Consider the following 22,187-nt stretch of genomic DNA (forward strand, 5'->3'; position numbering starts at 1 on the left):
TAAGGCAGCTTTCCTGAACCGCCGTTCGTCCGGCTGCGTTGCAGCGGGCGGACGGCGGTTCCTTTTGTTCCGGGTAGCCTTCCTTAGGAGGCGCCCAACACTCAGACACGAACAGATTGGTTGGGGTTGTGAAACTCGAACTCAAGGGCATCACCAAGCGCTTCGGCGCCTTGGTTGCCAACGACCACATAGACCTGGTGATCGAACCGGGCCAGGTGCACAGCCTTCTCGGCGAAAACGGGGCGGGCAAGTCAACGCTGATGAACGTCCTTTACGGCCTCTACGAACCGTCAGAGGGACAAATCCTGGTCAACGACAAACCGGTTGCCTTCTCCGGCCCCGGTGATGCCATGGCCGCCGGAATCGGGATGGTCCACCAGCACTTCATGCTGGTGCCGGTCTTCACCGTCGCGGAGAACGTGGCACTGGGCCATGAAACCACCAAGTTCGCGGGTGCGCTGAACCTGGAAACCACGCGGGAGCGCATCCGGAAGATCTCCGACCAGTACGGGTTCGACGTTGACCCCGATGCCGTCGTCGAAGACCTCCCCGTGGGTGTGCAGCAGCGGGTCGAAATTATCAAGGCGCTGATCCGGGATGCCGAAGTGCTGATCCTGGATGAGCCCACGGCCGTGCTCACGCCCCGGGAAACGGATGAGCTGCTGGCCATCATGCGCCAGCTCACCGCGGACGGAAAATCAGTAGTCTTCATCTCGCACAAGCTGCGCGAGGTCAAAGCCGTCTCCGACGTCATCACAGTGATCCGGCGCGGCAAGGTTGTGGGCGACGCCGCCCCGGGAGCCTCCACCACCGAACTGGCTTCCCTGATGGTTGGCCGCTCCGTGAACCTGACGCTCAACAAGGCTCCGGCGGAACCCGGCGCCGTCACCTTCTCCGTCCGGGACCTCGTCGTGCTTTCCGACACCGGCCAGCCCGTCGTCGACCACCTGAGCTTTGGCATCGCCAAGGGGGAGATCCTCGCCGTCGCCGGCGTGCAGGGCAACGGCCAGACGGAACTCACCGAGGCCATCATGGGGCTGCAGGACCATGTCACCGGCTCCATCAACCTCGACGGACAGGAACTCGTCGGCCGCCGCGTGGACCAGGTCATCGACGCCGGCGTGGGCTTCGTGCCCGAGGACCGCAGCGTCGACGGACTAGTCGGCCCTTTCACGGTTGCTGAAAACCTGATCCTCAACCGGTACAACAAGCCCCCGTTCGCCAAGGGCCTGTCCATGCGTCCAGCCGTCGTGGCAGCCAACGCCGCCGAGAAAATCGACGAGTTCGACATTCGGACCCAGTCCGCCCACGCGGCCGCCGGGACACTGTCCGGAGGCAACCAGCAGAAAGTGGTGATGGCCCGTGAGCTGTCCCGCCCCCTTTCGCTGTTCATCGCCTCCCAGCCCACCCGCGGCGTCGACGTCGGGTCGATCGAGTTCCTGCACAAGCGGATCGTGGCCGAGCGCGACGGCGGGACGCCGGTTCTGATTGTCTCCACCGAACTGGACGAGGTCCTGGAGCTGGCGGACCGCATCGCGGTGCTGTACGGCGGCAGGCTCATGGGCATTGTCCCGGGCACCACCTCGCGCGACGTCCTTGGCCTGATGATGGCCGGGATGCCCGCCGAAGAAGCACTTGCGCACGACCGCAACATTCAGCACGACGGCGACATTGAGGGAGGGGCGCAGTGAGCCCGGAGAAAGATAACAGGCAGCAGGGCGAACCCGCCCACCGGAAAGAGGAGGCAGCAGCCGAAGACACCCGGTTGCTGAACGCTGCCGAAACCGCGGGCGGAGCTATGCCGCCGCCCGCCGTTCCCGTCCCCGACTCCGAGCTCCACCCGGAAAGCGGGAACGACTCGGTGCTCCACCGCATCGTTTCCTCCAACGCGCTGGTTTCGGTGCTCTCAGTCGTGATGGCGCTGATCGTCGGCGGGCTGCTGATAGCACTCACCAACGAGGACGTCGCCAGTGCCGCGTCCTACTTCTTCAGCCGCCCGTCGGATCTTTTCGCCGCAGCCTGGTCAGCGGCGTCGGGCGCCTACATCGCCCTCTTCCAGGGATCGGTCTTCAACTTCGAAGCCCAGACCTTCTCCCGGATGATCTATCCGCTGACGCAGACGCTGACAGTGGCGACGCCGCTGATCTGCGCCGGCCTCGGGGTCGCCCTGGCATTCCGTGCCGGCCTGTTCAACATTGGTGCGCAGGGCCAGATCCTGATCGGTGCCACCATGGCCGCCTGGGTTGGCTTCAGCTGGCACCTGCCGGCGGGGCTGCACCTGCTGGTCGTGGTGATCGCGGGGGCGCTGGGCGGTGCCCTTTGGGGCGGCATTGCCGGTCTCCTCAAGGCCCGGACCGGCGCGCACGAAGTCATCGTCACCATCATGCTCAATTACATCGCCATCCAGCTGGTGCTCTTCCTGCTCACGACCCCGGGCTTCCAGCGTCCGGGATCCACCAACCCGATCAGCCCGCAGCTGGATGAAACCGCCATGTTCCCGCCTCTGCTGGGATCCGGGTTCCGCCTGCACTGGGGCTTCGTGATGGCCGTTGCCGCCACGGTGTTCATCTGGTGGCTGCTGAACCGTTCCACCGTGGGCTTTGAGCTGCGGGCAGTCGGCGCCAACCCGGCCGCTGCGCGGAACGCCGGCATCAGCACCACCAAGGGCTACGTGATCGTCATGCTCATCGCCGGTGCCCTCGCCGGACTCGCCGGCGTTGCGCAGGTCTCCGGCACCGAGAAGGTGCTGACCTCCGGCGTGGCAGCCAGCTTCGGCTTCGATGCCATCACGGTTGCCCTGCTCGGCCGCTCCTCCCCGTGGGGAACGTTTGCCGCGGGCATCCTCTTCGGCGCCTTCCGCGCCGGCGGCGTCACCATGCAGACCAGCACCGGAACCAACATCGACATTGTCCTGGTGGTCCAGTCACTGATCGTCCTGTTCATCGCGGCACCCCCGCTGGTCCGCTCCATCTTCAGGATTCCGCCGCCGGGAGCGTTCAAGACGTCCGGCAAGCGCACGACCAAGAACGCCAAGGCAGCCGGAGGAACAGCATGAGCACCGCAACCATCCCCGCCTCCGCCGGCAGGCATGCCGCAGCGCAGGCCATCCGCAGCTGGAAGATCCCGATCATCCTCGGCGCCCTGGCCATTCTCGGCTTCATCCTCTTCGGCCTCGGGTCGCCTTCCGCGGAGGTGACGTTCCGCCTCACCGAGGAGAACGCCGCCATCCAGCTTCCCAACATCGTGGTCTCGGCCCCGGTGCTGGGCTGGATCTCCTCCGTGGTCCTGCTGGCCTCGGCCGCCTGGTCCGCCGTCCTGGTCAGCCGGTTCCAGCACGTGCCGGTTTGGCTCATCGCCATGTTCGCGGTCTTCTTTATCGCCGCGTTCCTCACCTGGTCGGTGGGCAGCGCCCGCAGCCCCAGCGTCGCCGTCTACGGACTGCTGGCGGGGTCGTTCACCCTGGCCTTCCCGCTGATCTTCGGCGCGCTCTCCGGCGTGCTGTGTGAACGCTCCGGCGTCGTGAACATCGCGATCGAGGGTCAGCTGCTCTTCGGCGCGTTTGCCGCCGCCGTCGCCGGAACGCTCTCCGGCAACGCCTTCGTGGGACTCTTCGCCGCCGCAGTTGCCGGTGTGCTGGTCTCGCTGGTGCTGGCCGTGTTCAGCATCAAGTACATCGTGAACCAGGTGATCGTCGGCGTAGTCCTGAACGTCCTGGTCTCCGGGCTGACCGGCTTCCTCTTCTCCACGGTGCTCAGCACCGATCCCGCGAAGTGGAACTCCCCGCCGCGCCTGCCGTCGATTCGGATTCCGTTCCTGGCGGACATTCCGATCATCGGTCCGATCCTGTTCGACCAGTCGGTGATCGGCTACCTGATGTACATCGCCGTGGCGGGCATCTACTTCGGCCTGTTCCACACCCGGTGGGGCCTGCGCACCCGTGCCGTGGGCGAACACCCGAAGGCCGCCGACACCCTCGGCGTGAACGTGAACCGCATGCGGTTCCTGAACGTGCTGGCCGCGGGCGCGGTGGCCGGCGTCGGCGGCGCGTTCTTCACCCTCGTTTCGGTCTCCTCCTTCAACCGGGACATGACGTCCGGGCAGGGCTACATCGCCCTGGCGGCCCTCATCCTGGGCCGGTGGAACCCGATCGGCGCGCTCTTCGCCGCCCTGCTGTTCGGTTTCGCATCGAACCTGCAGTCCGTGCTGAGCCTGCTCGGCACGCCGGTGCCGAACCAGTTCCTGGCCATGCTGCCGTACCTCGTGACCATCTTCGTCGTCGCCGGCGTGGTGGGTAAGTCGCGCGGCCCGGCGGCCAGCGGCATACCGTATATCAAGGGCTGAGGAAGGAACCCCCAATGAATGAATCAGCAGGCACCCCGGCAGGTGCTGCGCCGGACATCGACTGGAACCAACTCCTCGATGCTGCCCGTGCCGCCCTGGAACACGCCTACGTCCCGTACTCGAAGTATCCGGTGGGCGCAGCCGCCCTGACCGACGACGGCCGGGTGATCTCCGGCTGCAACGTCGAAAACGCTTCCTACGGGCTGACGCTGTGCGCTGAATGCTCGCTCGTGAGCTCGCTGCGCATGACCGGAGGCGGCCGCCTCACCGCCTTCACCTGCGTGGACGGCGCCGGGGAAATCCTGATGCCGTGCGGACGCTGCCGGCAGCTGCTCTATGAATTTCGGGCACCGGGCATGCAGTTAATGACAGTAAGCGGCATCCGGACCATGGACGAGGTCCTGCCGGATGCCTTTGGACCGCAGCACTTGGAAGGGCAGGACCGCACATGAGCAGCGAAAAGTTTGACGCCGTGGACATCATCGGGATCAAGCGGGACCGGGGAACCCTGTCCCCGGAGCAGATCGACTGGACGATCGACGCCTACACCCGCGGGGCGATAGCCGATGAGCAGATGGCCGCGCTGAACATGGCAATCCTGCTCAACGGCATGAGCCGGCAGGAAATCTCCCGCTGGACCACCGCCATGATCAATTCGGGCGTCCGGATGGACTTCTCCTCGCTGGGGAAAGCCACCACTGACAAGCACTCCACCGGTGGGGTGGGGGACAAGATCACCCTGCCGCTGGCACCCCTGGTCGCCGTGTTCGGCGTCGCCGTGCCGCAGCTCTCCGGCCGCGGCCTCGGCCACACCGGCGGCACCCTGGACAAGCTGGAGGCCATCCCGGGATGGCGGGCCAACCTGTCCAACGAGGAAATCATGGCCCAGCTGGCCGACGTCGGCGCCGTCATCTGCGCCGCCGGCACCGGACTGGCTCCGGCGGACAAGAAGCTGTACGCGCTGCGCGACGTGACCGGAACGGTGGAGGCCATTCCGCTGATCGCCTCCTCCATCATGAGCAAGAAGATCGCCGAGGGCACCGGATCACTGGTGCTCGACGTGAAGGTGGGCTCCGGGGCGTTCATGAAGAATGAAGCCAACGCCCGTGAACTGGCCGAAACCATGGTGGCACTCGGACAGGACGCCGGAGTGAACACCGTGGCGCTGCTGACCAACATGTCCACCCCGCTGGGCCTGACCGCAGGCAATGCCATCGAGGTGGAGGAATCAGTGGAGGTCCTGGCCGGCGGCGGTCCGGCCGACGTCGTCGAACTGACGGTCCGGCTGGCCGAGGAAATGCTCGCCGCGGCCGGCATCCCGGATGCCGACCCGGCGGCTGCCCTGCGGGACGGCCGGGCCATGGACGTCTGGCGGCGCATGATTTCCGCCCAGGGCGGGGACCCGGCGGCTGCGCTGCCGCAGGCGCGGGAATCGGAAACCATCCTGGCGCCCGCCGACGGCGTCCTGATGGAGCTGGACGCCCTGTCCGTGGGCGTGGCTGCCTGGCGGCTGGGAGCAGGACGTGCCCGCAAGGAGGATGTGGTGCAGGCCGGCGCCGGCGTCCGCCTGCATGCCAAGCCCGGAGCCACCGTCCGGGCCGGCCAGCCGCTGATGACCCTGCTTACCGATACACCGGAGAAGTTCGACCGGGCCCGCGAGGCGCTGGAAAACGCCGTCGTCATTGCTCCCGAAGGATCCCGCCCCGCGCAGAAGCTGATCATCGACCGCATCGGCTAGGCACCGCCCATCGGCCGTGCTGAACCGCCGGCCGCCGCCCGCCGCCCCGCCCTGCCCCACCTGCCCGCCCTGCCCCGGCCCGGGCGGGCGGGCAGGCGGCGGGCGCGGGGTTGGCGGGCACCAATGAGTTGATGGCATCGTTATAGATACCAGAGACCAATCCGAGGGAGCCGACTGGACGTGCTGAGCGCCGCAGTGGACAGTGTCAACAATTTCATCCTGACCTCCGCCGATGAGCCGTGGGTTTACTTCGCATTATTCGCGTTCTGCCTGATCGACGGCTTCTTTCCGCCGGTTCCCAGCGAATCCCTGGTAGTGGGACTGTCGGCGCTGGTGGCCACCGGAGCCGGCCCCAACCTGTGGCTGGTGGCAGCGGCAGCGGCCGGCGGAGCCTTTCTGGGCGACAACCTGGCCTACCTGATGGGACGGCGGATCGGCACCGAACGGTACCGCTGGATGCGCGGACCGCGGATGCAGCGAGGCTTCGTGTGGGCCCGCAAGGAACTGGACAAGCGGGCCGTGTCGCTGATCCTGATTGCCCGCTTCATTCCGATCGGACGCGTGGTCGTCAACCTGACCGCCGGCGCCACCGGCTTCCCCCGCCGGTTGTTCGTCAGCCTGACCACCATGTCGGCCTTGGTCTGGGCAGCCTACAGCGTTGCCATTGGCGCGCTTGCCGGTTCCTGGTTCGAGGACAACCATCTCCTGGGCGTCGTGGTCGCGATCGCCGTCGCAATGGTCCTCGGGCTGGTCATTGACCGGCTCATCACCAAGCTTCGCGGCCCCACGCCGCTGAAGACCCCCAAAGACGCAGCGCGCCCCGGAGACGCAGAGCTCCCCGCCGAGGAAGCCGCGCAGCGGGTGCCGAACGAAACGCCCTAGGCACGCGCACCAACGAGTGCCGCAGCTCACGTAGAGTTGGCAGCGTGACTGAGCCTATTCTGCTTCCCGCCTCTGACCCGCGCCTCGACATCCGCAGCCTGCCCAAGGTCTCGCTGCACGACCACCTCGACGGCGGCCTGCGCCCTGCCACCATCATCGAACTTGCCGCGGAGGTTGGCCACGAGCTTCCCTCCACGGACCCGGTTGCACTCGGTGAGTGGTTCCGCGAGTCCGCGGATTCAGGTTCGCTGCCGCGCTACCTGGAAACCTTTGACCACACCATTGCCGTGATGCAGACCCGCGAAGGCCTGTCCCGGGTGGCACGCGAGTTCGTGGAGGATCTGGCCGACGACGGCGTTGTCTACGCCGAGATCCGCTGGGCACCCGAGCAGCACCTGCAGGGCGGCCTGAGCCTGGACGAAGCCGTGGAAGCCGTCCAGGAGGGCCTGGACGCCGGTGTGGACGCCGTGGAAGCGAGCGGCCGCCTGATCCAGGTGGGGCAGCTCATCACCGCCATGCGCCACGCCGACCGTGCCATGGAAATCGCAGAGCTGGCCGTCCGGCACCGCCACAACGGTGCCTCCGGCTTTGACATCGCCGGCGCGGAAGACGGCTTCCCGGCCTCGCGTTTCAGCGAGGCATTCACCTACTTGGCCGAAAACCAGTTCCCGGTCACCGTGCACGCCGGCGAAGCCGCCGGAGTGGACAGCATCCGGGACGCACTGGTCCACGGCCGGGCGCTGCGCCTGGGTCACGGCGTGCGCATCGCCGAGGACATCAATGTTGAGTTCGACAACGAGGACGCCGAAGACAGTCCGGCCGGTGCAGGGGACGACAGCGCCGTGGGCATGGTGACCATCGGCCAGGTGGCCGGATGGGTCCGGGACCGCGGCATTCCGCTGGAAATCTGCCCCTCGTCCAACCTGCAGACCGGTGCCATCGCCTCCTTCGGCGGGGACATCGAATCCCATCCGATCGACCTGCTCTACCAGACCGGTTTCCAGGTCACGGTGAACACCGACAACCGGCTGATGAGCGGTGTTACGCTCACCGGCGAGTTCGAACTGCTCGCGGACACCTTCAACTATGACCTCGACGACATCCTCGAACTCACCATGAATGCGGTCGACGCCGCGTTCCTGCCACTGGAGGAGCGCGACGCCCTGGCCGCCTACGTCACTGAAGGCTTCAACCAGCTCCGTGGCTGATTCGGCCCCCGGCACTTCCGGCGATGACCTCGGCCAGCGGTTCACCCGGCTGGCCGAGGTCATCGCTGTCCTGCGGGAGCGCTGTCCCTGGACGGCCGCGCTCACCCATGAGTCCCTCCTGGAATATCTCATCGAGGAGGCCTACGAGGTGGCCGAGGCCGTGGAAACCGGCCACACCGGGCCGGAAGACGCGCAGGAGCTGGCGGGGGAGCTCGGCGACGTCCTGTTCCAGGTGCTTCTGCACGCCCGGCTTCAGGAAGAATCCGGCCACTTTGGCATCGGCGACGTGGTGGATTCGCTAACGGCCAAAATGATTCGGCGCAATCCGCATGTCTTCGCCCCCGACGGCTCCGTCCGGGAAAGCACCACCGACGATCCAGCCGAAATCGAACGCGCCTGGGACGACGTGAAGAAGCAGGAAAAACCAGGGAGAACCTCACCCTTCGACGGCATCCCCGCCGGGCTTCCGGCCCTCCTGCTGGCCGCGAAAGCCCAGGACCGGGCCCGCCGCGCCGGGATTCCGGTACCTGCAGCGGACCCGGCGAACCGGCCGCTGCCGCCGTGGCACGGTGAGGAAGAGCTGGGAGATCACCTGTTCGCCGTCGTGCGCCAGGCGCAGGCCCAGGGGCTGGATGCCGAAGCCGCGCTGCGGTCCGCGGTCCGCCGTTTCACCGCCGGCGCCTAGCCGGGCCGGGAGCCCTGCAGGCGGCTGCGGAGCCTACCGCAGGGCCATTATGGCGGTGCAGGGCCTTACTACGGCGCGGGTTTCAACTAGTCTGGAACCAGACAGCGGAGCTTGGCTCATTGCCTGCCGCTGTAGTTACCCCTAGCGTTCCAACGAACAGGAGCATTCCCATGGCAATCATCGATGCCATTCACGCCCGCGAAATCCTGGATTCCCGTGGAAACCCCACCATTGAGGTGGAGGTTCTGCTTGATGATGACACGTTCGGCCGCGCCGCGGTCCCCTCCGGCGCCTCGACCGGCGCCTTCGAAGCCAACGAACGCCGCGACGGCGAAAAGACCCGCTACCAGGGCAAGGGCGTGCTGCAGGCCGTTGAAGCGGTCATCGAGCAGATCCAGCCGGCCCTGCTGGGCTTCGACGCCGCCGACCAGCGTGCCATCGACCAGGCGATGATTGACCTGGACGGAACCGAGAACAAGTCCAACCTGGGCGCCAACGCCATGCTGGGCGTCTCCCTGGCCGTGGCACGCGCCGCCGCCGAATCAGCGGCGCTGCCGCTGTACCGCTACCTCGGCGGACCCAACGCGCACGTCCTGCCGGTCCCGCTGATGAACATCCTCAACGGCGGTTCGCACGCCGACTCCGACGTCGACATCCAGGAGTTCATGATTGTTCCCCTGGGCGCACAGACCTACTCGGAGGGCCTGCGCTGGGGAGTTGAGGTCTACCACAACCTCAAGGCCGTCCTGAAGGAAAAGGGCCTGTCCACCGGACTCGGCGACGAGGGCGGGTTCGCCCCGAACCTGCCGTCCAACCGTGCCGCCCTGGACCTGATCCTCGAGGCCATCACGCGTGCCGGCTACACCCCCGGCGCCGACATCGCCCTCGCCCTGGACGTTGCCGCCTCCGAGTTCTACAAGGACGGCTCCTACCTGTTCGAAGGCACCAACCGCTCCGCTGCGGAAATGTCCGCGTACTACGAGGAACTGGTCCGGGACTACCCGCTGGTTTCCATCGAGGACCCGCTGGATGAGGAAGACTGGGACGGCTGGAAGACGCTGACCGCGTCCATCGGCGACAAGGTGCAGATCGTGGGCGACGACCTGTTCGTCACCAACCCGGTCCGCCTCGAGACCGGCATCAAGAACAACGCCGCGAACTCCCTGCTGGTCAAGGTCAACCAGATCGGCACCCTGTCCGAAACCCTGGATGCCATCACCATGGCCCAGCGCGCCGGCTACACCACCATCACCTCGCACCGCTCCGGCGAAACCGAGGACACCACCATCGCCGACATCTGCGTGGCCACCAACGCCGGCCAGATCAAGACCGGCGCCCCGGCCCGCTCCGAGCGCGTAGCAAAGTACAACCAGCTGCTGCGCATCGAGGAAGAGCTCGACGACGCCGCACGTTACGCAGGACGCAGCGCGTTCCCGCGTTTCACGGCAGAGTAAGCCTGCTGCTGGTGGGTACCCTCGTTAATGAGGGTGCCCGCCAGCTGTGTTTAAGCCACTGTGTCGTTTAACCACTGTGTCGTTTAACCACAGTGTCGTTTAGACCCCTGTGTTTGAATCACTGTTCGTTTTGAGCGGTGGGTTTAGCTGTTGTTCTTTTGCCGTTCCGCCAGGTTGTTTTGAATCAAGGAGTTCCATGCCCACCCGACGTCCGAAAGTCCCCAAAGCAGGTTCAGCGGGGGACGGCGCCGCGGCCGAGACCGTCTCCGGCCCCGGCGGGAGCCGGCCGGAGCGGCGACGGAGCCCTGCTGCTGATCCGGACACCATCAGTGCCACGAAGCCGGTGGACGGAGCCCGCGGCGCCGGATCGGGTGCCGCGAAACGTGCACCTGCTCCGGGCGCCCCGGCAAAAACGCCGGCGACGGCCGCCCCGGCCAAGCCAGCCAAAGCCGCCGCGGCGAAAACGCCTCGGGCCAAGGCAGCGCCAGCCAAACCTGCTCCCACAAAAGCAGCGGCCGGGAAGCTCTCCGGCACGAAAGCCGACGATGCCGCAGCCAAGGCCACAACCGCGAAGGCGGCCGCTGCCGGCAGGTTCCGGCGGCGGTCCCTGGCACAGGCTCCGGCAGCGTTGTCCGGAACGGGCGCAGACGAAGTCTCCGATGACCTGCGCCCGGTTCCGGCAAAGGCCTTTTCCGGCCGCCTCCTGGTCCTGGCCATGGTGACCTTGGTCGTAACGGTGCTGCTGGCACCGTCGGTGAGCACTTATCTGCATCAGCGCTCGGAAATTTCCGCGCTGGAAGCGGAAATCGCCAGTGAGAAGGAGACGGCCCGCAACCTGGAAACGCAGCTGGGCCGCTGGGAGGACCCCAACTACATAAAGCAGCAGGCCCGGGAACGCATCTTCCTGGTGATGCCGGGGGAGACCCGCTACCTCGTCAAGGGGGAGCACGGAGTGGAAAACGCCGCGCAGGAGGCGCAGGAGGAAACGGAAGACCTGCAGTGGGTCGACGCCCTCTGGGACTCCGTGAAGCGGTCGGCTGCGGCGCAGTAGGCCCGCTGCCGGCGCGGGGCCGCCGCGGCGGCGGCCCCGGCGTCGTTCTGCGCACAGTAATCTTAGAAACGCAGACATTATTAGCCCGGGCCTCGTCCAGGCCCCCAGGAAGGAACCTCCGGCATGACCCAGCAGCAGCTCACCCCCACCTCCGAAGACTTGGAGACACTGAGCCGTCAGCTCGGCAGGCCGGCGCGCGACGTCGTGGAAATCGGCGCGCGCTGCGTCTGCGGCAACCCCCTCGTGGCCACCACGGCACCGCGCCTCAGCAACGGCATTCCCTTTCCCACCACCTACTATTTGGCGCACCCGGTCATCACTGCCGCAGTCTCCCGGCTCGAAGCCGCCGGCGTCATGAACGAAATGACCGAGCGGCTGGAACAGGACCCCGAGCTCGCCGCCCGTTACCGGGCAGCGCACGAGGCGTACCTTCAGGTGCGGAACGACATCGGTGCCCGCACCGGCGTCGGCCCCGTTCCCGAGATCGACGGCGTCTCCGCCGGCGGGATGCCCACCCGGGTGAAGTGCCTCCACGTCCTCGTGGGCCACTCTCTGGCCGCAGGTCCCGGAGTCAACCCGCTGGGTGATGAAGCCCTGGACCGCATTTCCCCCTGGTGGACCCGCGATCGCTGTTACTGTGAGGGCGCGTGGGACACCGCAAGTGCGGTGCCGAGCCGTGATCTGAGCCGGCACACCAAAACCCAGGGCCTCTCCGCGGAGGAGCTGGACGCCAAGCGCGCCGCCCGCCGCGAGGCCGCTAAAGCCGAGGCCAACACCGCTGACGCGGCCGACACCGACCAGCAGGGGGACGAAGTGCCGGACCAGAGTGAAGTGCAGAACCAGGGTGCTGCTTCAACGGTGCGGGTTGCCGCCGTCGACTGCGGCACCAACTCCATCCGCCTGCTGATTGCCGACGTGGCGCAGGACGGCCCGCCCCGGCTGACCGACGTCGTCCGCCTGATGCGGGTCAACCGGCTCGGACAGGGTGTGGACGCCACCGGCCGCCTGGCCCCCGAGGCCTTGGAACGGACCTTCGAGGCCGCCGACGAGTACGCCGCCCTGATCCGGGAGCACGGAGCCGAGCGGATCCGCTTCGTCGCCACCTCGGCCAGCCGCGACGCCGAAAACCGCGCCGAGTTCGTTGACGGCATCCGGGAGCGGCTGGGCGTTGAGCCCGAAGTCATCAGCGGCGACGAAGAGGCAGCGCTGTCCTTCGCCGGAGCCACCAGCGTCCTGGGCGGAAGCAACGGCTCCAAGACCCTGGTGGTGGACCTCGGCGGCGGCAGCACCGAGTTTGTGCTGGGCACCTCCGAGGGCGTACTGGCGGCCAAGAGCACCGACATGGGCTGCGTCCGGTACACCGAACGGCACCTCACCTCCAATCCGCCAACCGAGGCGCAGATCGCCCTTGCCCGCGGTGACGTCCTGGACATGATCGCGCAGGTTCTGACCACTGTGCCGCTGGCCGAAGCCGACCGCCTGGTGGGCGTGGCCGGGACGATCACCACGGTGACGGCCCACGCCCTGCACCTGCCCGAGTACTCACCCAGTGCCATCCACGGCACCGAGCTCGACACCGCCCGGATAGACCACGCCGCTTCGGAGCTGCTGCACATGGACCGGGATGCCCGTGCGGCACTGCCGTACATGCATCCGGGCCGCGTGGACGTGATCGGCGCCGGTGCGCTGATTTGGCAGACGATCGTGGACCGGGTCGCGGAACTCACCGACGGGGCGGTCTCCTCCGCAGTGACCAGCGAGCACGACATCCTGGACGGCATAGCTCTGAGCGTAGCGCGGTGACGGATCCGTCGGCGGTTCCCGGGCTGCCACGGAGAAGGATCCACGCGGTCCTGCTGGCGGCGCTGCTCGCGCTGACCCTGCTTCCGGCTGCCCCGGCCTCCGCCGACGAATGGCGCGACAAGCAGTACTGGCTCGCTGACTCCGGGTTCGACGAGGCCTGGAAGGTGAGCCAGGGCGCAGGCGTCAAGGTCGCGGTGATCGATACCGGAATCGATCCCACCCATCCGGATCTGGCGGGAGCCGTCACCGGCGGCACCGACGTCTCCGGTGCCGGGGACCCGGCCGGCAGCCGGGGACTGGGCAACAACCCGTCCCACGGCACCCTGGTGGCGACACTGCTGGCAGGGCGCGGCCACGCCCCTGACGTTGCGCCGGACCCGAGCCCGACGAGCAGGACTAAAGAGACGGCCAAGCCCCCGGCGCCCGCCAAATCCGAGGGCATCATCGGCGTGGCACCCAAAGCCGAGCTGCTGGCGGTCTCCGCCTGGATCGGACCCGACAACCCGGCCGGCATCCCCATCGAGGACCAGATTCCGGACGCCATCCGGTGGGCCGTGGACAACGGAGCCCAGGTAATCAACATGTCGCTGGGCAGCTCCTCCACATCCTGGCCGGAGAGCTGGGACTCAGCCTTCCTGTACGCCGAGCAGCAGGACGTTGTGGTCGTGGTCGCCGCCGGCAACCGCAGCGTCGGCATGGTGCAAGTGGGAGCCCCGGCCACCATCCCCGGTGTGCTGACCGTGGCCGGTGTCGACCGGAACGGTGAAGCGAGTCGGTATTCCTCCTCCGAAGGAATCAGCATCGGCGTTGCCGCCCCGGCGGAAAACCTGGTGGGGGGCCTGCCCGGCGAGGCGATCCGGTACGCGGACTGGAGCGGAACTTCCGGCGCTGCGCCCCTGGTAGCGGGAACCGCGGCCCTGATCCGATCCGCCTATCCCGACCTCAGCGCCGCAGACGTCATTAACCGGATCATCAGCACCACCCGCGAGGCCGGCGCGCCGGGACAGGACACCCTGTACGGCTACGGCATCCTGGATGCCGGCGCGGCCCTGACCTCCGATGTTCCCTCCGTCGCGGCGAACCCGCTGGGCAACATTGCGGACTGGATCCGGATCCACCGCCGCGATGCCTCCACAGCCCCGGCCTCCGATGCTCCGGTTGCCGTCGAGCCGCAGGAACCGGACCTGCCGGAGCCCACGGTTCCGGTGGCGCTGCCGCCGGACAGGGGGTCCGATCCGCTGCCCGCAGCGCTGGTCCTGGGCTTCGGCGGACTGCTGCTGGGAGTCACCGCCGCAGGCACTGCAGCGGTGGTTCGCGCGCGTCGCCGGACGGGGGACGACACGGGGCAAGATGCTGTTGCCGAGGACACCGAAACCGGTCAGCTGAAACACTCCAATCTCTCGTGAAGGTTTTCACAAACTCGGGTAGGATGAGGGCATGGCATCTACGACACAGTTTTCAGACCGTCCCCGCGTCCTGGTAGTTGGCGGTGGCTACGTAGGTCTCTATGTAGCGAAAAACCTCCAGAAGAAGGTCAAGGATGAGGGCGGGATCGTCACAGTTGTCGATCCGCTGCCCTACATGACGTACCAGCCCTTCCTTCCCGAAGTGGCCGCCGGCACGATCGAGGCCCGCGATGCCGTCGTGTCCCACCGCATGCACCTGAAGAACACCGAGCTGATCACCGGCAAGGTCACTTCCATCAACCACGCTGCCCGCACCGCCACCATTGAGCCGGGCGACGGCGGCGAGCCGTTCGAGCTGCCCTACCAGGATGTTGTCCTGGCCGCCGGCTCGATCACCCGCACCTTCCCGATCCCGGGCCTCGCCGAGGCCGGCATCGGCATGAAGAGCATCGAAGAAGCAATGGCGACCCGCAACCACGTGCTTGAGCGCATCGAATCCGCATCGCTCATGCCCGCTGGCCCGGAGCGCGACCGCGCCCTGACCTTCGTCGTCGTCGGCGGCGGCTTTGCCGGCATCGAAACCCTGACCGAGCTCGAAGACATGGCCCGCGATGCCGTCCGGATCAACGACCGCCTGCGCCGCGAAGACCTCCGCTTCGTCCTGATCGAGGCCATGGGCCGCGTCATGCCCGAGGTCAAGCCGGACCAGGCCGAGTGGGTTGTTGCCAGCATGCGTGAGCGCGGCATCGAAGTCCTGCTGAACACCTCGCTGGCGTCCGCCGAGAACGGCGTGCTCAAGCTGATCAACATGGCTGACAAGTCCCCGGCCGGCGAGTTCGGTGCGGATACCCTGATTTGGACCGCCGGCGTGCAGGCCAACCCGATGGTCCGCGCCACTGACTTCCCGATCGACGAGCGCGGCCGCGTCCGCGCCAACGCCGAACTGCGCATCACCGGCGAGAACGGCCCCCTCGACGGCGCCTGGGCCGCCGGCGACGTCTCCGCCGTTCCCGACCTGTCCGGCGGCGGGGTCGGCGGGTTCTGCGTTCCGAACGCCCAGCACGCCGTCCGCCAGGCGAAGCTGCTGGCCAAGAACCTCCTGGCCGCCCGCTACGGCATCGGCAGCGTTGAGGAATACAACCACAAGAGCCTCGGCGCCGTTGCCGGCCTGGGCCAGTACAAGGGCGTTGCCAACATCATGGGCTTCGGCCTCAAGGGCTTCCCGGCCTGGCTGGCACACCGCGGCTACCACGGCCTGGCCATGCCGATGTTCGAGCGCAAGTTCCGCGTCGTCTCCGGCTGGCTCCTGAACGTGAGCTACGGCCGCGACCTGACCTCCCTGCGCAACCTGAACAACCCGCGCGAGGGCTTCCGGTCGGCCGCCACGCCGGCCAAGAAGACCGAAGCTGCCAAGTAGCGCTTCCGCTTCAGCAGAACACGTACGACGGCGGTTCCTCCCCTTGGGGAGGGGCTGCCGTCGTTGTTTCTGCGGCGGGGCGGGGATCCAGTAGGCTTGAGCAGAAGCTTTCCGCTTCCGCCCCAGTAGCCCAATGGCAGAGGCAGTGGACTTAAAATCCATGTGTTGTCGGTTCGAGTCCGACCTGGGGTACCACTGTTGTCAGCGGGCCGGCTGCTGCGCCGGGTCCGCTCGTCGCTCGTCCGTTCGTTGCGCCGGGTCCACCACTCCGGGTTCATCGGGATGCGCCACCCGCAGGTGCGAGGTGACGAGCCGGACGGCTTCCTCCTCCGTGCCGACGTCGTACTCCCAGCTGCAGGAACAGCAGCGCGCGTGCGGTGTCCCGTCGGCAGCCACTGAAACCCCCCAGGCTTCCCCGGGAAGCAGATAGAAGCCTCCGTAGGTGCCGGAGAACTCCCTCAGCGGGCTGTCCTCCATCTGACGGTGATGGCTCTGCTCGATCATGGGAGCTATTCGGTGAGCGGGACCAGGGCGGATGGGCCGAAGCGGGCACTTATTTGCCCAAAGGGTTATTGCCGCGGAGCGTATTCGAGGTACTGCGGGGTTCCGGCGCGCAGAGGCCCGTCAGTAGCATGAATCAATAGCATAAAACGGAACGCGGAACCCTTATCCGGGCGGTGCCGCAGGGATAAGCAGGACAAACGGGAACGCCGCCCCCACTGCGCCGGGAGCGGTCATGAGCGATGCCCTGAGAATCGAAAATCCGTCCGAAGACACCTATCTGCTGCGCAACGTCAGCGGACACGTGCTTGGCCACGTGGTTGTTGACGGATCCAGGGTGGGCGTGAACACCAAGAACCTGCCCGCCGGAATGGACCTGGCCGATGGCGAGGCCGTGGAGTTCCACATGTACCACCGCGGGGGAGTGCCCCTGCCAAAGGACCTGTACATCAAATGGGACGGCGCCGCGGAGTGGGACGTTATTCCCGTCTAGCCTCCGTCGAAACCCTCCCCGGACGCCCCCTCGCGCCGGCCTGTAACCCAAGGCACGAAGCGTCGTGTTTGACGGCACACATGATCTGCACCATACTTGGAATCGATTCCATGGAATCGATTCCACAACGGTGTAGGGAGCAGAGTGCGGTCAACGACGATCAAGGACGTGGCGAGGCTGGCCGGCGTCTCGGCAGCCACGGCTTCCCGGGTGCTGTCCGGGCATTCCGCCACCTCCGAAGACGCCCGCCAGGCGGTCCGCGATGCCGCCGCTGAGCTCGGCTTCCGCCCCAACGCCCAGGCCCGCTCGCTGCGCAAGACCAGCACCCAGACCATCGGCCTGCTGCTGCCCGACATCCGCAACCCCTTCTTCGCCGACCTGGCCCACGCCGTCGAGCAGCGCGCCCGCGAATTTCAGTACCTCACCCTCTTCGGCAACGCCAACGAAAGCCAGGAGCAGCAGGAGCGCTACCTCGACGTCATGCTCTCCCAGCGCGTGGACGGCCTGATCGCCGCACCCCAGGGCGAAGCCCGGAGCCTGGTGGGCCTCTTGGCCGGCGAGGTGCCCACGGTGTTCGTGGACCGCGTGGTTGACGGCGCCAAGGTTCCCAGCGTCACTGCCGACAACGGAAGCGGAATCGCCGACGCCGTCCGCCACCTCACCGAGCTGGGGCACCGTCGGATCGGCTACATTGCCGGTCCCCAGTCGACGTCCACGGGACGCGAGCGGCTGCAGGCCTACCGCGGCGCCGTCGCCGAAACCGGGGCGGACGACGACGGCGACCTGGTGTTCCTCGGCGACTTCCAGTCCGCCAGCGGTGCGGCCGGGGCACGCCGGCTGTTGGACCTTCCCGCCCCGCCCACGGCGCTGCTCGCCGCGGACAGCCTGATGAGCATCGGCGCTGTCGGCGTCTGCAACGAGCGCGGACTGGCCATCGGTGCCGACCTGGCCTTCGTGGCCTACGACGACATCGAAGCCTTCACGCTGCTCAACCCGGCGCTGACCGTCATAACCCACGACGTCCATGCCATGGGGCGGCTTGCCGTTGACCTGCTGCTCGCTGAAATCGCCGGGGAATCCCCGGCCTCCGTGGTGCTGCCGAGCAGGCTCATCATCCGCGGCTCGACCCCGCCCCTTCCAGGAGGAACCCCAGCATGAAAGAGAATCCCATCCTGAATGAGAATCCCATCCTGACCCTTGAGGGCGTCAGCAAGTCCTTTGGCCCGGTGACGGTGATCGACGGCGTCACCGTCAACGTGCGCCCGGGCAAGGTCCAGGTGCTCCTGGGCGAAAACGGTGCCGGCAAATCCACCCTGATCAAGATGATGTCCGGGGTCTACCAGCCCGACGGCGGCCGGATCCTCGTGGACGGCAAGCCGGTTTCCCTGCCGGACACCAAGGCTGCCGAAGCCCACGGCATCGCCACCATCCACCAGGAACTGAACCTGGTGGGGTCCATGAGCGTGGCCGAGAACATCTGCCTGGGCCGGATGCCGCGCAAATACGGGCTGGTGGACCGCCGCGCCATGAAGGCTCAGGCCCGGGCGGCGCTGGACCTGATCGGCCTCGACGTGGACCTGGACCAGCCGGTGGGGGAGCTGGGCATCGCCCGGCAGCAGTTGGTGGAAATCGCCAAGGCCCTGAGCCTGAACGCCCGGATGCTGATTCTTGACGAGCCGACGGCGGCGCTGACCAACCGCGAAATCGCCTCCCTGTTCTCCGTCGTCGAGGACCTGCGCCGGAAGGGTGTGGGCATGGTGTTCATTTCCCACCACCTGGACGAAATCGCCGCGATCGGGGACTCGGTATCCGTGCTCCGGGACGGCAAGTTCATCGCCGAGGTCCCCGCCGACACGCACGAAGATGAGCTGGTCCGCCTGATGGTGGGACGGGACATCGACCAGCAGTTCCCCCGCCGGCGTGAATTCACCGGTCCGGCGCAGACGCTGCTGCAGGTGCAGGGACTGTCAATGAAGGGCTTGATCCACGACGTGTCGTTCTCGGTTGCGGCCGGGGAAGTCGTCTCCCTGGCCGGGCTGATGGGCGCGGGCCGGACCGAGGTGGTGCGTGCCATCGCCGGCGCGGACTCCTATACCTCCGGAACGGTCACCGTTCGCGGAAAACAGCTGCCCAAGGCCGACATCGGAGCGGCCATCCGCGCCGGCCTCGGCCACGTGCCCGAGGACCGCAAGGTGCAGGGCCTGGTGCTCGGGGCGGCAGTCAACGACAACATCGGCTATGCCACCCTCGCCGCCACGGCAAAGGCCGGCGTGGTGGACTTCGCCGGCCAGCGCAAACGTGCCCAAGAGGTGGCGGACCGGCTGCGGATCCGCATGCACAGCCTGGACCAGGCGGTGGGATCCCTCTCCGGAGGCAACCAGCAGAAGGCGGTTTTTGCCCGCTGGATCGTGGCCGGATCAACCGTGCTGCTGCTGGACGAACCGACCCGGGGCGTCGATGTGGGCGCCAAGGTGGAGATCTACGAACTGATCAACGCAATCACCGCAGCCGGCGGCGCCGTCGTCATGGTGTCCAGCGAACTGCCGGAGGTGCTGGGCATGAGTGACCGCATCCTGGTGATGAGCGGCGGTCACATAGCCGGTGAACTCGACGCCGGCGAAGCCACACAGGACGCCGTGATGTCGCTGGCGGTGCGCGACATACAGCGTGATTTGGAAGACCAACTGATGAAGGACGGATCATGAACAACGCAGCGGTGCAGACACCGGAAAAGGCCACGCGGAAGCAGGCACCGGACACCGGGGCGCGGGTTAAGAAGTTCCTGGCGGACAACGGGGCGCTGGTGGGCCTCGTGGTCCTGGGCCTGGCGCTCTTTATTGCCACGCCCGACTTCCTGACCGGCCCGAACCTGCTGAACATCGGCATTCAGGCTTCGGTGATTGCCGTACTGGCCTTCGGCATGACCTTCGTGATCGTGGCCGCCGGCATCGACCTCTCGGTGGGTTCGGTGGCGGCCCTGTCCGCCATGGGTTCGGCGTGGATGTTCACGCAGGGCAACCTCCCCGGCTGGCTGGCGCTGGCCGGCGGACTGCTGATCGGAACCCTGAGCGGCGCCGTCAGCGGCTTCGCCGTTGCCTACGGCCGGCTGCCGTCCTTCATCGCCACCCTGGCCATGCTCAGCGTCGCCCGCGGCCTCACCCTGGTCCTCTCCGACGGCCGGCCCATCGCCACCGCCCCCGAGGTGTCCTTCCTGGGCGGAAATGTGGGTCCCATTCCGATGCCCATCGTGGTCCTGGTGATCGCCGGCATCGCCGCTGCCCTGATCCTGAACTACACGGTGATCGGCCGCTACATGTACGCGGTGGGCGGCAACACCGAAGCGGCCCGCCTTTCCGGCATCCCGGTCCGCCGGGTGCTGGTCACCGTCTTCGCGCTGTCCGGGCTCTTCGCCGCGCTGGCCGGACTCCTGCTCTCCGGACGTCTTGATTCGGCCCAGCCCCAGGCCGCGTCCGGCTATGAGCTGGACGCGATTGCCGCCGTCGTCATTGGCGGGGCCTCGCTGGCCGGCGGCGTCGGGCGCATCAGCGGCACCCTCATCGGCGCCCTCGTCCTTGTGGTGATCCGCAACGGCCTGAACCTGCTGAACGTCTCCTCCTTCTGGCAGCAGGTCGTCATCGGCCTGGTGATCGCCCTCGCCGTCGGCGCGGACGCCCTGCGCCGGAAAAATTCCACCCACTAACCCCCCCACAAAAGGAAAAAACAATGAAGTTCTCCTCCGCCCGTAAGACCGCGGCAGTGACCGTATCCCTGGGACTGCTGCTGGCCACCACCGCCTGCAACCGCGGCGACGACGCCGCGGCGGCAGGGGGCACCGTCACCCTGGCCGTGTCCACCCTGAACAATCCCTTCTTCGTTGAACTGCGCGACGGCGCGCAGTCAGCGGCCGAAGCCGCCGGTCTGGACCTCGAGGTCCTGGACGCCCAGAACGATTCCGCCACCCAGACCAACCAGCTGGCCACCGCAGCCACGTCCGGAACCGAAGGCGTCATCATCAACCCCGTCGATTCCGATGCAGCCGCCGCCTCCGTCAGCCCGCTGCTGAGCGCCGAAACCCCGATTGTGGCCGTGGACCGCACGGTGAACGGCGCGGAGATCCAGTCCCTGGTTTCCAGCGACAACAAGGCCGGCGGACGCCAGGCGGCCGACGAGCTGGCCAAGGCCATGGGCGGCGAAGGCGAAATCATCATCCTCCAGGGAGTGGCCGGAACCTCGGCCAGCCGCGACCGCGGCGCCGGCTTCGCCGAGGGGCTCAAGGCCTACCCCGGCATCAAGGTGGCGGCACAGCAGACGGCGAACTTCGACCGCGCCGAAGCGCTGAACGTGGCCACCAACCTGCTGCAGGCCCATTCCGGCGTCACGGGCATCTTCGCCGAAAACGATGAAATGGCACTGGGCGCCATCCAGGCGCTGGGCAACCGTGCCGGTTCCGACGTCAGCGTGGTCGGCTTTGACGGCACCGAGGGCGGTTTCAAGGCAGTCCAGGACGGCACCATGACCGCCACCATTGCCCAGCAGCCCGCCGAACTGGGCAAGCGGTCCGTGGAGGTCCTGGCCCAGCTGCTGGACGGCGAAACCGTGGAATCCAGCATTCCGGTGCCGGTCACCACAGTGACCACCGAAAACGTGGCTGACTTCGTCTCGTGAAAAAAACCGGCATCCTCAACGCACCCCTGAACGCCGCAATCGGCAGGCTCGGACACGGGCACCTGGTAGTGGTCGCTGACTGCGGCCTGCCGATTCCCGACGGTGTCCCTGCCGTCGACCTGGCCCTGGTCCAGGGCATCCCTTCCTTTTCCGATGTGCTGGGCGCACTGCTGGACGAAATCGAGGTCGAAGGGGCGATCATGGCTGAGGAGGCCGGCGGCACCGCCGTTGACAGCCTGCTGGCGCAGGCCGGGCTTCAGCCCGAAACGGTGACCCATGAGGAGTTCAAGGCGCTGCTCCCGTCCGTGCGGCTGATCGTGCGGACGGGAGAGGCCACGCCCTATGCCAACGTCATCTTGCGCAGCGGAGTGACCTTCTAACCCGCGTCCGTGTCCCGGGCAAGTGGTAAAGCGGCACTATGTGACGAGAGTTACAAGGACGTAACCCTAAACTCTTATGTTTGACTCATTATTCAACTAGCTTTCTTCTCATCAGGAATACCTGAAAACGGCATCAAAGGCCTCCGCCTTTCGATCGGGGAGA

The 22,187-nt window shown here is 67.1% G+C and carries 20 protein-coding genes, 1 tRNA gene and 1 pseudogene; 21 read left to right on the forward strand and 1 reads right to left on the reverse strand.

Annotated elements, in window-relative coordinates:
• Positions 1-128 precede the first annotated feature (128 nt).
• The 15 genes and pseudogenes from QNO00_RS07290 to QNO00_RS07355 all read left to right on the forward strand — a co-directional run bounded on the left by QNO00_RS07290 (position 129) and on the right by QNO00_RS07355 (position 16,180).
• Entirely contained in the window at positions 129-1,691 is a 1,563-nt protein-coding gene (locus QNO00_RS07290; RefSeq protein ID WP_284024093.1) for an ABC transporter ATP-binding protein, read from the forward strand.
• Positions 1,688-3,055, forward strand: coding sequence for an ABC transporter permease (locus QNO00_RS07295; RefSeq protein WP_502863199.1), 1,368 nt, complete (start codon positions 1,688-1,690; stop codon positions 3,053-3,055). The genes QNO00_RS07290 and QNO00_RS07295 overlap by 4 nt, the downstream gene beginning before the upstream one ends.
• Positions 3,052-4,341 (forward strand): ABC transporter permease, encoded by a 1,290-nt coding sequence (locus QNO00_RS07300; RefSeq protein WP_229964640.1) that lies wholly within the window; start codon positions 3,052-3,054, stop codon positions 4,339-4,341. The genes QNO00_RS07295 and QNO00_RS07300 overlap by 4 nt, the downstream gene beginning before the upstream one ends.
• Before the next feature lie 14 nt (positions 4,342-4,355).
• Entirely contained in the window at positions 4,356-4,793 is a 438-nt protein-coding gene (locus QNO00_RS07305; RefSeq protein WP_229964641.1) for a cytidine deaminase, read from the forward strand.
• Entirely contained in the window at positions 4,790-6,079 is a 1,290-nt protein-coding gene (locus QNO00_RS07310; RefSeq protein ID WP_284024094.1) for a thymidine phosphorylase, read from the forward strand. The genes QNO00_RS07305 and QNO00_RS07310 overlap by 4 nt, the downstream gene beginning before the upstream one ends.
• A 195-nt stretch (positions 6,080-6,274) precedes the next feature.
• Positions 6,275-6,961 carry a DedA family protein gene (locus QNO00_RS07315; protein WP_229965038.1) on the forward strand — a complete coding sequence of 229 codons (687 nt, stop codon included), beginning with the start codon at positions 6,275-6,277 and terminating at the stop codon, positions 6,959-6,961.
• A 44-nt stretch (positions 6,962-7,005) separates the two neighbouring features.
• Positions 7,006-8,169 (forward strand): adenosine deaminase, encoded by a 1,164-nt coding sequence (locus QNO00_RS07320; RefSeq protein ID WP_284024095.1) that lies wholly within the window; start codon positions 7,006-7,008, stop codon positions 8,167-8,169.
• A complete protein-coding gene (locus tag QNO00_RS07325) occupies positions 8,162-8,854 on the forward strand; it encodes a MazG nucleotide pyrophosphohydrolase domain-containing protein (protein WP_331461752.1) in 693 nt (230 codons plus the stop codon). Before QNO00_RS07320 ends, QNO00_RS07325 begins: the two co-directional genes overlap by 8 nt.
• A 170-nt stretch (positions 8,855-9,024) precedes the next feature.
• Positions 9,025-10,308 (forward strand): phosphopyruvate hydratase, encoded by a 1,284-nt coding sequence (gene eno / locus QNO00_RS07330; protein WP_229964644.1) that lies wholly within the window; start codon positions 9,025-9,027, stop codon positions 10,306-10,308.
• Positions 10,309-10,504: 196 nt separating this feature from the next.
• Positions 10,505-11,359, forward strand: coding sequence for an FtsB family cell division protein (locus QNO00_RS07335; protein WP_284024096.1), 855 nt, complete (start codon positions 10,505-10,507; stop codon positions 11,357-11,359).
• A gap of 123 nt (positions 11,360-11,482) precedes the next feature.
• A pseudogene (locus QNO00_RS17360) lies at positions 11,483-12,052 on the forward strand (DUF501 domain-containing protein); the annotation flags it as partial.
• A gap of 165 nt (positions 12,053-12,217) precedes the next feature.
• Complete coding sequence (locus QNO00_RS17365; RefSeq protein ID WP_229965040.1) at positions 12,218-13,162, forward strand: Ppx/GppA phosphatase family protein; 945 nt, start codon at positions 12,218-12,220, stop codon at positions 13,160-13,162.
• The gene (locus QNO00_RS07345; RefSeq protein WP_284024098.1) at positions 13,159-14,568 is read left to right on the forward strand and encodes a S8 family serine peptidase; all 1,410 of its coding nucleotides are present in this window, start codon (positions 13,159-13,161) and stop codon (positions 14,566-14,568) included. The genes QNO00_RS17365 and QNO00_RS07345 overlap by 4 nt, the downstream gene beginning before the upstream one ends.
• A 31-nt stretch (positions 14,569-14,599) precedes the next feature.
• A complete protein-coding gene (locus QNO00_RS07350; RefSeq protein ID WP_284024099.1) occupies positions 14,600-15,985 on the forward strand; it encodes an NAD(P)/FAD-dependent oxidoreductase in 1,386 nt (461 codons plus the stop codon).
• Positions 15,986-16,104: 119 nt separating this feature from the next.
• Positions 16,105-16,180: transfer RNA gene (locus QNO00_RS07355), tRNA-Leu, on the forward strand.
• 6 nt (positions 16,181-16,186) lie between these two features.
• Here the strand turns inward: QNO00_RS07355 and QNO00_RS07360 are convergent.
• A complete protein-coding gene (locus QNO00_RS07360) occupies positions 16,187-16,489 on the reverse strand; it encodes a hypothetical protein (RefSeq protein WP_284024100.1) in 303 nt (100 codons plus the stop codon).
• Positions 16,490-16,721: 232 nt separating this feature from the next.
• On the opposite strand from QNO00_RS07360, the gene QNO00_RS07365 reads away from it, so the two are divergent.
• The 6 genes from QNO00_RS07365 to rbsD all read left to right on the forward strand — a co-directional run bounded on the left by QNO00_RS07365 (position 16,722) and on the right by rbsD (position 22,024).
• Complete coding sequence (locus tag QNO00_RS07365; protein ID WP_229964649.1) at positions 16,722-16,979, forward strand: hypothetical protein; 258 nt, start codon at positions 16,722-16,724, stop codon at positions 16,977-16,979.
• Positions 16,980-17,123: 144 nt separating this feature from the next.
• Complete coding sequence (locus QNO00_RS07370; protein ID WP_284024101.1) at positions 17,124-18,137, forward strand: LacI family DNA-binding transcriptional regulator; 1,014 nt, start codon at positions 17,124-17,126, stop codon at positions 18,135-18,137.
• Positions 18,134-19,684, forward strand: a complete 1,551-nt coding sequence (locus QNO00_RS07375) for a sugar ABC transporter ATP-binding protein (protein ID WP_229964651.1) — start codon at positions 18,134-18,136, stop codon at positions 19,682-19,684. Before QNO00_RS07370 ends, QNO00_RS07375 begins: the two co-directional genes overlap by 4 nt.
• Complete coding sequence (locus tag QNO00_RS07380; RefSeq protein ID WP_229964652.1) at positions 19,681-20,679, forward strand: ABC transporter permease; 999 nt, start codon at positions 19,681-19,683, stop codon at positions 20,677-20,679. The genes QNO00_RS07375 and QNO00_RS07380 overlap by 4 nt, the downstream gene beginning before the upstream one ends.
• A gap of 23 nt (positions 20,680-20,702) precedes the next feature.
• Positions 20,703-21,644, forward strand: coding sequence for a substrate-binding domain-containing protein (locus QNO00_RS07385; protein ID WP_229964653.1), 942 nt, complete (start codon positions 20,703-20,705; stop codon positions 21,642-21,644).
• Positions 21,641-22,024 (forward strand): D-ribose pyranase, encoded by a 384-nt coding sequence (gene rbsD, locus QNO00_RS07390; RefSeq protein WP_284024102.1) that lies wholly within the window; start codon positions 21,641-21,643, stop codon positions 22,022-22,024. The genes QNO00_RS07385 and rbsD overlap by 4 nt, the downstream gene beginning before the upstream one ends.
• Positions 22,025-22,187: the final 163 nt, after the last annotated feature.

The sequence above is a fragment of the Arthrobacter sp. zg-Y1219 genome (assembly GCF_030125545.1).
GTDB lineage: Bacteria > Actinomycetota > Actinomycetes > Actinomycetales > Micrococcaceae > Arthrobacter_B.